We start from the raw sequence: 13,792 nt of genomic DNA on the forward strand, positions 1-13,792 counted from the left end.
ATGGACACGCCTCGGTTCGACCTGAAGGGCAAGCGCGTCTTCGTCGCCGGTCATCGTGGCATGGTCGGCTTGGCGCTGGTCCGGCGGCTGGCGCGCGAGGACTGCGAGCTGCTGACAGCGGATCGCGCGCAGCTCGACTTGCGCGACCAGGCTGACGTGCGCGCCTGGTTCGCCGAGCAGCGCCCGGCCGCGGTGTTCCTGGCGGCGGCCAAAGTCGGCGGCATCCTTGCGAACGACAGCTATCCGGCCGATTTCCTTCTCGAAAATCTGCAGATCGCCACCAACGTGATCGAAGCGGCGCATCACTACCGCACCGCCAAGCTGCTATTCCTGGGCTCCAGCTGCATCTACCCGCGCGACGCTGCGCAGCCGATCCGGGAAGGCGCCTTGCTTACCGGCGCACTGGAACCGACCAACGCATGGTATGCGGTCGCCAAGATTGCCGGGATCAAGCTGTGCGCGGCCTACCGCCGCCAGCACGGCTGCGACTTCATCTCGGCCATGCCCACCAATCTCTACGGACCGGGCGACAACTTCGACCTTTCCGCCAGCCATGTGCTGCCAGCGCTGATCCGCAAGGCGCACGAGGCGAAACTGAGCGGCGCGGCGTCCATGACCATCTGGGGCAGCGGCACCCCGCGTCGCGAGTTCCTGCACGTCGACGATCTCGCCGATGCCTGCGTCTTCCTGATGGAGCGCTACTCGGGCGACGAGCATGTCAACGTCGGCTCGGGGTGGGACATCCCCATCGCCGAACTCGCCGCCCTGGTGTGCGACGTGGTGGGGTTCGGCGGTGAGATCCGCACCGATCCGTCCAGACCGGACGGCACCCCCCGCAAGCTGATGGCCGGCGACAAGCTGGCCGCGCTCGGCTGGCAACCGCGCATCGCCCTGCGCGAGGGAATTACGGCTGTCTACCGGGCCTATCGCCAGGCAAGCGAGCTGGAGCAGGCGGCGTGAACGTCCTGATCGTCGGGCTGAACTACGCGCCCGAGCCGGTGGGGATCGGTCCCTACACCGCCGGCATGGCCGCTTCGCTGGTCAGGGCGGGGCACGAGGTCACCGTTATCTGTGCCAAGCCCTACTATCCGCAGTGGCAGGTCGCGGCGACGGACCGCGGCCTGCGCGCACGGCGCAGCGAGGAGGCCGGTGTGCGCATCGTGCGCGTGCCGATCTATGTCCCTGCCGTCCCCAGCGGCGCGCGGCGCGTGCTGCATCATCTGAGCTTTGCGCTCTCGGCTCTGCCTGCGGTGCTCGCGGCCGCGACCCGCCGGCGGCCCGACGTCGTCATCGCGATCGCGCCATCGCTGATCTCGACCGCCATCGCGCGGATCGCCGCGCGGCTGACCGGCGCCAAGCTGTGGCTCCATGTGCAGGATTTCGAGGTCGCCGCCGCAGGGGCGGTCGGCTTGCTGCGCAAGCCCTGGCTGATGCGCCTGGCGCGTGCGTTCGAGGGGTGGTCGCTGCGGGCCGACCGGGTGAGCACGATCTCGCCGCAGATGTGCGACGGCCTGGCGAAGCGCGGCATCGCGCCACGCCGGATCGTCGAGTTCCGCAACTGGGCAACGCTCGACCGATCTGCCTCGTCCGAAGTTCACGATTATCGCCTTGAGTGGGGGATCGATCGCCCGCATGTCGCGATCTACTCCGGCAGCATCGCCAACAAGCAGGGCCTCGATCTCATCCTCGAGGCAGCGCGGCGCCTCAGCCATCGGCGCGACCTGGTCTTCGTGGTGTGCGGCAACGGTCCGCAGCGAGAGCGGCTGATCACCGCCGCGGCGGGGCTCGACAACATCCAGTTCCGCGACCTGCAGCCCGCGGCGCGGCTGGGCGAATTGCTCGCGCTCGCCAGCGTGCACCTGCTGCCGCAAGTCGCCGATGCGGCCGACTTGCTGCTGCCGTCCAAGCTGACCAACATGCTCCAGTCTGGGCGACCCGTGGTGGCGACGGCAGTGCACGGCACGGCACTCGCCCACGAGGTCGAGGGGTGCGGCATGGTCGTGCCGCCGGGTGACGGACACGCCTTTGCCGCCGCGATCGAGCGATTGATCGACCACCCGGAACTGGCGGCGACGCTGGGTGCGCAAGGCCGCCAGCGGGCGCAGGAGCGCTGGAGCGCACCGCAGATCCTCGGCCGTTTCGAACGGCAGCTATGCGAACTCGCCGCATGAGTTCGCATTTTGTTCTTTCCTACAGCATGCCGATGCGCATAGTCATCCGGCTCCTCACGCCGCGGGTCGTCCCCGCCATCAGGAGCTGCCCATGACCTTCCAGATCACCGCACCGGCCGCCTATGTGCCGCAGACCGCCATCGCCTTTGCCGCGCCCGAAGGTGCCGCGCTCGTCTCCGACAACTCGCCGCTGCCGATCAGCGAGCCGTCCTATCGCGGCGCGCGGCCGATCGCCCTCGACACGCCCTTCGCGTCCGCTCGCGCGATTGCGGTGATCGCGCAAGGACCTGGCAACGTCGCCTTCCGCTTCGGCGATGCGAGCACGATCGCGGTGCCGGTCGCAGTGGGGCTGACCGTCCTGCCGTTTGCCGCGACCCAGATCGTCGCTGCGGGCACCACGGCCCCCGCCACCTTCCACGCACTGGTCTGAGGGAGGACGCCGCAGATGCTTGCCGTCATGTCCCCCGCCGCCAGCCCGCGCGAAGTCGCCAACCAGCGCCTGCTCTCCCGCCTGCGCCGCGCCGCTTCGCGCGCGAGCCTTTCCAACCCGCGCAATGCGGGGCTGCATGTCACCCCGCCGACGATCACCGACAACGGCGCGACCAGCCCGCCGATCACCGCCGCCAATCCCTACGCCTGCAATGCCGTGAGCCAGGGCGTGTGGCACGTCGTCGGTGGCCGCTATGGCAGCGCCGGCCGCATCGCTGCCGGCGTGCAGGACGCGCTCGGCAACGAGCTCAACACGTACGCCCGCTGGGAAGTCATGGCGGACAGCCGGTACTTCACCGCGCGGGTCGGGCCGACCACCATGCCCTACCGCTTCATCGTCGATGGTCGCTACGTGTCGCTGACCGGAACGGTGCTGGCGACCACGTCGGGTAATACCGACCAGTATCTGACCCTCGATTTCGGCTCCCGCAGCGTGCGGCGCATCGTCGTCGAGGCGATGCGCACCGGGCGACTGAACGGCGGTTACGTCGAGGATGGCGCCTCGCTCTGGCCGGTCGATGCCAGCGAGACGCCGCATGGCGTGTTCCTGGGTGACAGCTACGTCTTCGGCTCGGGGCCGGACTTTACCGCCGATGGCGTCGCCGTGCAGATGGCCGATCGCATGGGCGTGGCGTTGCAGGCGAGCGGATCGGGCGGCACCGGCTGGAACCAGACCGCGACCGGCATCCACCGCTTCGACCAGCGGATCGCGGGCGGTGACCTGACGGTGGGTTATCGCGCGCCGGAGGTCGTGTTCCTGCACGCCTCGGTCAACGACGCCTACATCGGCCAGAACGCGGCGACCTTGCAGGCCCATGCTCTGGCCGGCCTGCGCGCGGCGCGTGCGCAGTTGCCCGGCGTGCCGATCGTCGTGTTCGGCTGCATCGCCGCGCCCAATCGCACGGCCGCCACGGTCACGGTGGCCGAGAGCGCGGTGGCCGCAGCGGTCACCGCCTTCGCCGATCCGCTGTGCCGCTTCGTTCCGGTCGACAGCGATCCAGGCGGCAAGTGGGTCAGCGGTCTGGGCTCGGAGCTGCGCTTCACCGCTCCGCTGACCGCCGCCATCAGCGCCACGCTGGCGACGGCCTGGCCGGCGGGCAGTTCGGCATCGACTTACACGATCCTGTTCTCCGACGGTTCCACTCGCCTGGCGACGCTGACGCAGAACGCCACGAGCGTCAGCTGGACCGGCGCAGTCACCGCCGGGGCTACCGCCATGGTGCGCCAGACCGAGGGCAACCCGCGCTTTACCATGCACGCCGACTGGATCCACCCGAGCAACTACGGCGCGGCGTACCTTGGCGAACGCTACGCCCGTGGCGCCCTCGCGGCATTGGAGGCGATGCTGGGATGACCGATGCGTGCGGCCATGGCGAGGCTCTGACGACGGCGACGCACATGCGCGTCGCCGTCGTCTACCATGCCTGGCCGCACTATCGTGAGCCGGTGATGCGGGCGATGGATTGCAGCCGGTCCATTGCCTACGACTTCTACGGCAGCGGCGAGGCGCTGGAGGGCGTGCTGCACGCCGACCCGCATGCCGTCAGCCGCTTCGTACCCGCGCCGTTCCGTCGCTGGCGCAATCTGGTCTGGCAACCCGGCGCGGTGCGCGCGGCGATGACCGGGCGTTATCAGGCGCTGATCCTGTTCGCCGATCCCAACTTCGCCTCAACCTGGGTCGCGGCGGCGATCGCCCGCCTGCGTGGTCGGCCGGTGTTGTTCTGGGGACACGGCTGGCTGAAGCCGGAGGGCAGGGCCAAGCGGGCGATGCGCAGCGCCTACTTCGCGCTCTCGCATCGGCTCCTCGTCTACGCCGAGCGCGGACGCCGGCTCGGTGTCGCCGCCGGCTTCGCGCCAGAGCGGATCACGGTGGTCTACAACAGCCTCGACGTCGAGCGTGCCGATGCGTTGGTCGCTGCGATCGAGGACGGGTCCCTGGCGGCTTGCCCGCAGGCGCTGTTCCCGGACACTTCGCACCCGCTGCTGATCTGCACGGCACGGCTGACCGCGAAGTGCCGGTTCGACTTGCTTCTGCAGGCCGCCGCCCGCCTCTCGGCGCAAGACCGGCCGGTGAACGTGTTGCTCATCGGGGATGGGCCAGAGCGCGGACGCCTCGAAGCTCTTGCGCAGGCGCTCGGCGTAAGCGCGCACTTCCTGGGCGCCTGTCATGACGAAGCGATCGTCGGTCCGATGATCTACCATGCCGACCTGACCGTCTCGCCGGGCAAGATCGGTCTCACCGCGATGCACAGCCTGATGTACGGCACGCCCGCCATCACTCACGGCGACTTCGACGCGCAGATGCCCGAGGTCGAAGCGATCGAAGCGGGCGTGACCGGCGCTTTCTTCTGCCGCGACGATGCCGACGATCTTGCCGCCACGATCGCGCAGTGGCTCGCCCAGGCGCCGCCGCGCGCGCAGGTTCGCGCCGCCGCGCGCGCTGCGATCCACGCCAAGTGGACGCCGCAGGTGCAGGCGCGGATCATCGAACAAGCCGTACTGGAGGTTGCCGGCCATGCCTGAGCGCGCGCTTCTCACGCAAGTGCCCGAACCGCAGCGCGTGACGGACGCCATGATCGTCCGCTGCCGCGCCGAGGTCGAGGGCAGCGCCAAGGCGGCGGTGCGCCGGCTGCTGCTGCCCTGGCTGCGCCGGCGGTTCCGGTTCGCGGAACTGGGCGAGGGATTTCAGTGGGGCGCGGAACTGATCGTTGGCGCGGGCAGCCGGGTCGGCCGCTTCGCCTACCTCGGCCCCGGCTTCGCCTCGCACGGACCTGTCGTGGTGGGAGACTTGTGCATGGTGGCGGCGGGGTGCCGGATCGTCGGCGCGGACCATGTGTTCGATCGAGCGGGTACGCCGACGCGGCTCGCCCGTCCGGACACGCCGCGCCAGGTGACGACCTTCGGGGCCGATGCCTGGATCGGCGAGCGGGTGACGATCCGCGAAGGCGTCACCATCGGTGCGGGCGCGGTGGTCGGCTCCGCCGCCACCGTCGTCCGCGACGTGCCGGCCTACGCTGTCGTGGCGGGCACCCCGGCCCGTCTTGTCCGCGAGCGTTTCGGACCGCGCGAGCGCATGCTGCACGAACAGGTTGTGACCGGGCGTTCGGCCCTGGAGGTGGCCGCGTGATCCGCGCTCTGGTGCCGGGGAAGGCGGCTGTGGTGCCCGCCAGCGGAGGCTCGGTCCGCGATGGCTTCCTGCCGGGTGTGACCACAGTCATCCTCACCTTCGACGAGGAGCCGCACATCGCCCGCGCTATCGAGAGCGCGCGCAGGTTCTCGCGCGAGGTGCTGGTGGTCGACTCGTTCTCGCGCGACCGCACCGTCGAGATCGCGCGGTCGCTGGGTGCGCGGGTCGTGCAGAACGCCTGGGTCAACTACGCGCGCCAGTTCCGCTTCGCGCTGGAGGAGTGCGGCATCCGCACCGAGTGGATCCTGCGGCTCGATGCGGATGAGCTGATCGGCGAGGATCTCGCCGTGCGCCTTGGCGAGACATTGCCGCGCTTGCACCCGGACGTGACCGGCGTGGTGCTCAGCCGGCGGCATCATTTCATGGGCCGATGGGTGCGGCATGGCGGACGCTATCCGCTCCGGCTGCTGCGGCTCTGGCGCAACGGCCTGGGCGAAGTCGAGGACCGCTGGATGGACGAGCATGTGCGGGTGCGCAGCGGCCGCACCATCGCCCTGCGGGGGCTGTTTGCCGATGCCTGCGAGCGCGACGTCGCCTTCTTCGTCGCCAAGCACAACGGCTATGCGGCGCGCGAGGCGATCGACGTGCTCGATCGCAGGTACGGCCTGTTCGGCCCGCGCCCCACCCTGACCTGCGCCGCGAGTGGCTGGCAGGCGCGTCTCAAGCGGCTGGCGAAGGAGGGCATCTACAACCGCTTGCCTTTCGGCGTCGGGCCGATCGCCTACTTCCTGTACCGCTACGTCCTGCAGCTGGGCTTCCTCGATGGCCGGGCGGGACTGGTCTACCATGTGCTGCAAGGCTTCTGGTACCGCTTCCTGGTCGACGTGCGCGTGCTCGAACTGGAACGGGCGATGCGCGGATGCGGGACTCGCGACGAGCGGCTCGCCGCGTTGCGCCAGGCGACGGGGTTGAAGCTGTGACCCTGGCGGCACGCGCGTCCGCTCCCAACCCGGTGCTGGATGCTCGCGAAACCAGCCCGCGCACCGGTGGTGCCAGCTTCACCCTGCGGCTGCGGATCGCGCGCGTGATGTTCGGCCTGTGCTGGCTGCTGCTGGCCGCCTGGACGCCGCCGGCCTTGCGCGGCTGGCGCCGGCTGCTGCTGCGCGCGTTCGGGGCGAAGCTGGGCCGCGGCGCGAACGTCTATGCCAGCGCGCGCATCTGGCACCCGGCCCACCTCGTCATGGGCGACTATGCGACGATCGGCCGAAGGGTGAACTGCTACAACCAGGCCATGGTGAGCCTGGGTGACTACGCCGTGGTCTCGCAGGACGCGACGCTGTGCGCCGGCACCCACGACTACGACGATCCCGAGTTCCAGCTGCACACCCGCCCGATCGCTCTGGGTCCACATAGCTGGGTCGCGGCGGAGGCCTTCGTCGGTCCGGGAGTGGTGGTCGGCGACTATGCCGTGCTGGGCGCGCGCGGTGTCGCCATGCGCGATCTTGCCGCCGGCATGGTCCATGCCGGCCATCCCGCCGTGCCGATCAAGCGCCGCGCGCTCGCGCCGGACAGGCCCAAGTCCGTCGCATGATGCATCTCATCCTCTGGACGCTGTACCTGGGCGGAGTCGCGATCAACCTGCACATGTTCGCACGCATCGACCTGTCGCGGCTCGACTTCCTGGACGGTATCCTGATCGGCCAAGGCTATTACGTCATCGTGCCGCTGGGCGTCTTCCTGGCGACCGGGCAGGCGGAGGTTCCCGACCTGCACCTTGTCTACCGGCCCTATGGCGACCTTGCGACTACCGGCATGCTGATCGGCGGCATGTACCTGTTCCCGGCACTGCGGACCGCCTTCGGCCGCGTCCATCCCGAACGTCCCGATCGCAGCGACCCGCGCATGGTCTCCACCGTGGTCATGCTGTTCATCGTGACCGGCGCGGTGTCGTTCATGCTCACCGGTCTTGCGAGCGGCGGCCACTGGCAGGAGAACGTCGACGGCGCCTTCGCCAACCCGGCTTTCCTGCCGATCAAATACGCCGCCAACGTGGCGCGCAACGCGGTCTTCGCGGTGCTGCTGTACCGTGTGACGCGCGGGGAGATGACGATCGGCCTGGCGCTCCTGGCCGGCCTCATGCTGGCGCTGATCGACCTGTTCACCACCTTCAACCGCATCACTGCTGTCTACCTGCTGATCATGGCCATGCTGTTGATGAAGCGGATGCCGGTGCGCCTGATTCTGGTGGCCGCAGGAAGCCTGGTCGGCCTGTCCGCCTTCAGCACGGTGTGGCCTGCGTTCCGCGGTCTTGCCACCACGCAGGGCTATTCGGCGGCCTCGTTCGCTGAGGCCTGGAACACGGCGCGCCGGGCGCAGGAAATGTCTTCGGCAAGCCTGGACGCCTCGCTGAACGGCGTGTTCGAATCCTCCAACATCGTCGTGCTCAACTGGATCGTGCAGCACTATGGCGCTGTCGAACGGCCGTTCCTGTCGTTCGCCATGTTTGCGCGTCCGGTGACTCTGCTGCTGCCGGGGGCGGTGTGGCCGGGCCGGCCGGAAAACTTCGGTCTGTCGTTGGGCGAGGGGATCGCGCACATGCCCTCGCTCGCGCTGAACTCTACGCTTTATGGGGAGAGCTTTGCCAACTTCGGCTGGTTCTGGCCGCTTGGGCTCTGCGCCTTCGTGCTGCTGTGGCACGGTGTCTACCGCGCCATCGCCCCCAACGCGCGCGTGGTGCAGACGATGGGCGCCTTCGCGGCAATCGCGATGTGGCGGTTCGATGCGTCTTTCGTCGGCTGCGCGGCGCTGCTGACCGGCGCGCTGGTCTGTGCCTTGTGGCTCATCCGGGTCAGCCGGCTCAAGTCGGTGGGCCACTTCTACTTCCTCAGCGCCGCGAGCGTCGTCTCCGCAGGGTTCCTGGCGGGTCAGATTCGGTGATCCGGCGCGTGGCGGCCGGCATCGGCATGACGGCGTTCGACAAGCTGGTGGTCGCCGGTACGCAACTGCTGCTGGTGCCGATCCTTGCGGGTCATTGGGGGCTGGAACTCTACGGCCAGTGGCTGATCCTGGCGACGCTGCCTCAGTTCCTCAGCATCAGCGACTTCGGCTTCGCGACGGCGGCCGGCACGCGCATGACCATGGCAGCGGCACAAGGCGACCGCCAGGAAGCGATGCGGATCTTCCAGAGCGCGTGGCGCGCGATCCTCCTCACCTCTACCGGCATGATCGTGCTCGTCCTGCTGCTGGCATTGTGCCTGCCGAGCGCGCTGTTCGGAGCGCACCCTGTGGCACCGGTCGAGGACTTGCGCCTGACCATGGCGGTGCTGGGGCTCTATGGCGTCGTGGCGGTGCAGGGCGGCATCTTCTTCGCAGGCTTTCGCGCCGCGCAGCTCTTCCCCATCGGCGCGTTCTGGAACGCGATCGTCCTGCTGATCGAGAATGCGGCGCTGATAATCACCGTGGCGTCGGGCGGCGGGCCGCTCGCGGCGGCATGGGCGTGGCTGGTCGGGCGACTGATCGGGCTCGCCGGGCAGAACTGGCTGCTGCGGCGCAAGGTGCCGTGGCTGACGATCGGCCTGGCGCGGGGTAGCTGGAAGGAGGCCCGGGCCCTGCTGGCGCCGGCCGGCGCCATCATGCTCATGCCGGTCGCGCAGGCGGTGGTGCTGCAGGGCACCGCGTTGGTCGTCGGCGCCGTGGCCGGGCAGGGGGCGGTTCCCGTGTTCGCCGCGGCGCGCACGCTGTCGCGGGTCGGCATGCAGCTGTGCTGGATCGTCAGCACACCCTTGATGCCCGAGTTCTCCGCCGCGGCTGCGCGCGAGGACCGGCAGGCGATGGCGGCGATGGTGCTGGCACTGATGCTGGTCTCGGCGGCGCTGGTGCTGCCTTATGCGCTGGGGTTCGCGCTTCTCGGCGGCCCGGCGATCGCGCTGTGGACCCACGGTGCGATCCAGGCCCCTGCGGCGCTGGTCGCGGCGATGGGCCTGGCGATCGCGGCGGGAGGACTATGGTATCCGCTTTCCACCCTGATGCTCGCGCGCGATCGGCAGGCGCGGTACACCGGCTGGTACCTCGCCTTGTCGCTGGCGAGTCTGTCGCTAGCGGGGGGGCTGGTCGCCATGCTGGGAGTAAGCGGCGGCGGCATCGGCCTTGCCGTGCTCGATCTGGCCATGCTGGTCGTGGTCGCGCGGCTCGCCTGCCGTCATCTCGCCACGCCAGCCGAACTGCGCCAGGCATGCCGGGCAGTGTGGCGGACCATCCAAGCACGCAGGGCAAGGCTCGCCAGATAGCCTGGAGCATTTTCAAGTTGACCGTTCACGGTCAACGTCTCGGAAAATGCGGCATCGAGAGCCTGGAGCATTTTCAAGTTGACCGTTCACGGTCGATGGCTCGGAAAATGCGGCATCGACAAACCTAAATCGTCTTCGCCCATAGTGCATCCGCTTTAGCGGCATTTCCAAGTATGTTTAAGGGTTGTTCATCTTATTACGCTTTAATACGTAGGCGCCGTAGAAGAGCGTGGAAATACTGGTCGCATCCGAAACTATCCCCAAAGGAGTGTCGTATGCAATTTCTCAAGAGCCTTCGTTCGGACAAGAAGGGCGCAACCGCCATCGAGTACGGCCTTATCGCAGCCCTGATCGCCGTCGCTGCGATCACTGCCATGGCCGGACTGGGCAGCTCGTTGACCTCGACGTTCACCAAGACGTCTTCGACCTTGCAGAACAACAACGGCTGATAACAAGCCGTCATAGCCGATGCAGGAGGAGGGCCATGGGTCCTCCTCCTGCATCGGCCTCAGGCGTCGAACAGTCCTGGCAACACTTCGTCGATCATCAGCGTGTACGCACGCAGGCTGAACCGCCGCATACCATCAGGCTTCACCGGAGCGTCGTCGTAGCGGCCCGCCAGCTTGAAGGTGGCGCCCGATTTCAGGCGCATGATTTCCCATGCGTAGGAGCGGCACCGCGCCGCCTCGCCGGCGATCTCCATCGCTCTCCATCGATCCGATCTCGCCCAGGAAGGCGACCGACTGCCAATCCTGCCACAAGCCGTCCCATGTCGCGCGCAGCGCTGCGTGGCCGCTGGCGTCGAACAGGTGGCTGGTCCAGCGCCCGTCCGGGGTGAAGCAGCCGAGCCACTGCTCGCCATCGCCACGCCTCGCCATCGCCACGCCTCGCCATCGCCACGCCTCGCCTCGCCAGCTCGCGTCGGCATAGGTGCCGTACAACTCGCGGATGGCGAACCAATCCTCGATCCTCCCGGTGAACGTCATGTCCTATCCTCCCGCTTCTTGCGCCGATGGCGCGGCGTCGAGGTGGAGAGCACAAGGCGGGTGGCGTCAGTCCAGCAGCAGTATCGAGATCCGGCGGTTGCGCGGATCGGCCGGGTTGCCGGGGATCAGCAGTTCGCGATCGGCAACGCCTTCGATGCGGTTGAAGCGCATCTCGCCGATGCCGTCGCGCAGCAGCGCCTGGCGTGTCGCCTCCGCGCGGCCGGCCGAGAGCGACCAGTTGTTGCCCGGCACGCCATCGCGCCACGGCGTCGCGTCGGTGTGGCCGCGGATCGTCAGCGAGCCCTGGTCGGGCCCCACCGCCTGGGCGATCGCCACCAGCAATGTGCTGGCGTCGGGTGTCAGCACCGTGGTGCCGAGGCGGAACATCGAGAAGTCGGCATCGTCGACCAGGTCGATCCGCACGCCCTCGGTGGTGTCGACCATGCGCACCTGGCGGGCGAGCTTGCGTAGCGCCTCGGTGGACTTGAGCTTCTGCTCCAGCGCCTGCTTGGCACGGGCGGTGCGCTTGATCTTGGTGCCGCCCTCCTTGGGGCCGCCGGTCGCATCGCGCGGGATCGTGATCGACTTGGTGCCCGTCTGCCCGGCGCGATGCGGATACTTGTCGGCATCCGTCAGCGATGAGCCGCCGAGCAGGCCCGCGGCCGAGCCGGCGCTGCCGTTCTGGGTCTTCACCAGCGTGGGCGAGAAGTAGTCGGCGATGCCCTTGCGCTGCTTCTCGGTGGTGGCGCCCAGGATCCACAACAGCAGGAAGAACGCCATCATCGCGGTCACGAAGTCGGCATAGGCGACTTTCCACGCGCCGCCATGGTGCCCGCCGGCAACGATCGTCACCTTCTTGACGATGATCGGCGCGGGCAGTTCGTTCTTGCCGCGCTTGCTGGCGGGCGCGCTGGCCATCTTAGCGGGCCCGCATCGCGTCGAGCAGTTCGGACAGGCCGGGGCGGAACGCATGGCCCAGGCCCGAGCGCGCGCTTTCCACGACCAGCGGCTGCGGCCAGCCGTGCAGGCTTGCGATCACCACTTGCTTCACGGCGTGGAAGATCATCTCGTCCTGCTCGACGATCTGCTTCAGGCGGCCGGCCATCGGCGCAACGATCCCGTAAGCCAGCAGCACGCCCATGAAGGTGCCGACCAGCGCCGAGCCGATCATGCCGCCCAGGATCGAGGGCGGCTTGTCGATCGAGCCCATCGTCTTCACCACGCCGAGCACGGCGGCGACGATGCCCAGCGCGGGAAGCGCGTCGGCCAGGGTCTGCAGCGCGTGCTGCGGCTCGTGCATCTCGTGGAAGGTGGTCTTCATCGCATTGTCCATCACCTCTTCGACCGCATGGGTCTCGAGCGTGCCGGAGGAGACGACGATCAGGGTCAGGGTGTCGCAGATCAGCGCGATCAGCGGCTTGTTGGCCAGCAGGCGCGGGAACTCGGCGAAGAGGGAGGAGGACTGCGGATCGGTGACGTGCGATTCCAGCGCGACCGGGCCTTCGGCGCGCAGCAGCTTCATCAGCCGGCTGACCAGCACGATCGCGTCGATGTGGTCCTGCTTGTTGTGCTTGGGGCCCTTGAAGATCTTGGCGAACGAGCCGCCCAGGCCCTTCAGCTCATGCATCGAGTTGCCGGTGACGATGGCGCCCAGCGCGGCGCCGCCGATGATCAGCATCTCGTGCGGGATGGCGTGCATGACCGGGCCAAGCGCACCGCCGGTGAGGGCGAAGCCGCCGAACACCATCACCAGCAGGATGACTACACCAACTGCAGCAAACATGGCTTCGTTACCTTAGAAAGTGCGTCAGTTGAGCTGGTTGAACAGGCTGAGTTGCGAAAGCTTGGTGAAGCTGGCCTGGCTGGCCTGGAGCACCACCAACATCTCCTGCAGCCTTGCAATCGAGCTTGCGGGATCGATGCCCCCGATGTCGGCTTCTTCGCCGGCGCGCAGTTCGGCAAGGTTGCTGCGCCGATCGCTGGTGAGCTCGATCCAGGCGAGGCGAGAGCCGACCACGGTCTGGCCGGTGCTCACCGTGTCGAGGCCGGTCGATAGCGCGTCGAGCGTCTTGTTGGCCACGGCCGCGGCGTCGGCGCCGCCGGCCTGGAGCGTGTCGGACAGCGACTTGACCACCGCCATCAGGTCGGTGTCCACGCCACCGACCTTGAAGTTCAGGAACTCGGGCCCCGTCATCGAGCGGGTGACGGTCTGCCCATCGCCCAGCGGCAGGTCGCCGCTGCTGCTGGTGCCGGCATAGACCGCGTTGCCCGAAGCATCGAGCGTGTAGGCCATCGTGGCGTTCTCGCCGCCGAACAGCGCGTTGCCGTTGGAATCGCGCGTATTGGCAAGTCCCACGAGCGTGCCGTGGATCGCCGCCAGTTCCTTGCCGATGCTGGCGCGCTGGTCGGCGCTGAGCGTGCCGTTCGCCGCCTGCGTCGCCAGTTCCTTGGCGCGTGCGATCGCGGTGGTGATGTCCGACATCGTCGAGTCGGCGATGGTGAGGTCCGATGTCGCGCGGTTGGCGTTGGTGGTGTCGATCTTGGCCAGGGCGTCCGAGCGGGCCAGCGTGCGCAGGCGCGAGGCGGCGACCGGATCGTCCGAGGAGCGCGCCAGGCGCGATTGGCTGCCGATCTGCGACTGGATCTTCTCGGTCTGCTTGCGCAGCGCCGTCATGTCGCTGCGGGCGCGGTCGAAGAAGGCGCTGGTGCTGTTGGTTGTCAGGATGGTCATGA

15 protein-coding genes are annotated in these 13,792 nt (G+C 68.4%); 11 read left to right on the forward strand and 4 right to left on the reverse strand.

The genetic code is table 11. The features are described from left to right. The 11 genes from fcl (at position 1) to HNO88_RS07010 (ending at position 10,522) form a co-directional block, all read left to right on the forward strand. Positions 1-960 (forward strand): GDP-L-fucose synthase, encoded by a 960-nt coding sequence (gene fcl / locus HNO88_RS06960; RefSeq protein WP_281383988.1) that lies wholly within the window; start codon positions 1-3, stop codon positions 958-960. Next, positions 957-2,171, forward strand: coding sequence for a WcaI family glycosyltransferase (locus tag HNO88_RS06965; protein ID WP_184243444.1), 1,215 nt, complete (start codon positions 957-959; stop codon positions 2,169-2,171). Before fcl ends, HNO88_RS06965 begins: the two co-directional genes overlap by 4 nt. Positions 2,172-2,262: 91 nt before the next feature. Next, positions 2,263-2,601 carry a hypothetical protein gene (locus HNO88_RS06970; RefSeq protein WP_184243446.1) on the forward strand — a complete coding sequence of 113 codons (339 nt, stop codon included), beginning with the start codon at positions 2,263-2,265 and terminating at the stop codon, positions 2,599-2,601. A 15-nt stretch (positions 2,602-2,616) separates the two neighbouring features. After that, a complete protein-coding gene (locus HNO88_RS06975; protein WP_184243448.1) occupies positions 2,617-4,014 on the forward strand; it encodes an SGNH/GDSL hydrolase family protein in 1,398 nt (465 codons plus the stop codon). Further along, a complete protein-coding gene (locus HNO88_RS06980; protein WP_184243450.1) occupies positions 4,011-5,183 on the forward strand; it encodes a glycosyltransferase in 1,173 nt (390 codons plus the stop codon). The genes HNO88_RS06975 and HNO88_RS06980 overlap by 4 nt, the downstream gene beginning before the upstream one ends. Continuing rightward, a complete protein-coding gene (locus HNO88_RS22660; RefSeq protein ID WP_184243452.1) occupies positions 5,176-5,787 on the forward strand; it encodes an acyltransferase in 612 nt (203 codons plus the stop codon). The genes HNO88_RS06980 and HNO88_RS22660 overlap by 8 nt, the downstream gene beginning before the upstream one ends. Beyond that, positions 5,784-6,767, forward strand: coding sequence for a glycosyltransferase family 2 protein (locus HNO88_RS06990; protein ID WP_312857010.1), 984 nt, complete (start codon positions 5,784-5,786; stop codon positions 6,765-6,767). Before HNO88_RS22660 ends, HNO88_RS06990 begins: the two co-directional genes overlap by 4 nt. Continuing rightward, positions 6,764-7,378: a putative colanic acid biosynthesis acetyltransferase gene (locus HNO88_RS06995; protein WP_312857011.1), complete on the forward strand. Its 615-nt coding sequence runs from the start codon at positions 6,764-6,766 to the stop codon at positions 7,376-7,378. Before HNO88_RS06990 ends, HNO88_RS06995 begins: the two co-directional genes overlap by 4 nt. Next, positions 7,375-8,724 carry a hypothetical protein gene (locus HNO88_RS07000; RefSeq protein ID WP_184243454.1) on the forward strand — a complete coding sequence of 450 codons (1,350 nt, stop codon included), beginning with the start codon at positions 7,375-7,377 and terminating at the stop codon, positions 8,722-8,724. Before HNO88_RS06995 ends, HNO88_RS07000 begins: the two co-directional genes overlap by 4 nt. After that, on the forward strand, positions 8,721-10,073 hold the full coding sequence (locus tag HNO88_RS07005; protein ID WP_221419859.1) for a lipopolysaccharide biosynthesis protein: 1,353 nt from the start codon (positions 8,721-8,723) through the stop codon (positions 10,071-10,073). Before HNO88_RS07000 ends, HNO88_RS07005 begins: the two co-directional genes overlap by 4 nt. Positions 10,074-10,348: 275 nt before the next feature. Beyond that, positions 10,349-10,522, forward strand: a complete 174-nt coding sequence (locus HNO88_RS07010) for a Flp family type IVb pilin (protein WP_184243458.1) — start codon at positions 10,349-10,351, stop codon at positions 10,520-10,522. Between the two features lie 135 nt (positions 10,523-10,657). On the opposite strand, the gene HNO88_RS07015 is transcribed toward HNO88_RS07010, so the two are convergent. The 4 genes from HNO88_RS07015 to HNO88_RS07030 all read right to left on the reverse strand — a co-directional run bounded on the left by HNO88_RS07015 (position 10,658) and on the right by HNO88_RS07030 (position 13,790). Then, positions 10,658-11,059 carry a nuclear transport factor 2-like protein gene (locus HNO88_RS07015; RefSeq protein WP_184243460.1) on the reverse strand — a complete coding sequence of 134 codons (402 nt, stop codon included), beginning with the start codon at positions 11,057-11,059 and terminating at the stop codon, positions 10,658-10,660. A gap of 66 nt (positions 11,060-11,125) precedes the next feature. Further along, positions 11,126-11,977, reverse strand: a complete 852-nt coding sequence (locus HNO88_RS07020) for a flagellar motor protein MotB (RefSeq protein WP_184243462.1) — start codon at positions 11,975-11,977, stop codon at positions 11,126-11,128. 1 nt (position 11,978) lies between these two features. Further along, on the reverse strand, positions 11,979-12,842 hold the full coding sequence (gene motA, locus HNO88_RS07025; protein WP_184243464.1) for a flagellar motor stator protein MotA: 864 nt from the start codon (positions 12,840-12,842) through the stop codon (positions 11,979-11,981). Between the two features lie 24 nt (positions 12,843-12,866). Next, a complete protein-coding gene (locus HNO88_RS07030) occupies positions 12,867-13,790 on the reverse strand; it encodes a flagellin N-terminal helical domain-containing protein (protein ID WP_184243466.1) in 924 nt (307 codons plus the stop codon). Between the last annotated feature and the right edge of the window lie 2 nt (positions 13,791-13,792).

This window comes from Novosphingobium chloroacetimidivorans (assembly GCF_014204535.1).
In the GTDB taxonomy this organism is placed as follows: Bacteria; Pseudomonadota; Alphaproteobacteria; order Sphingomonadales; family Sphingomonadaceae; genus Novosphingobium; species Novosphingobium chloroacetimidivorans.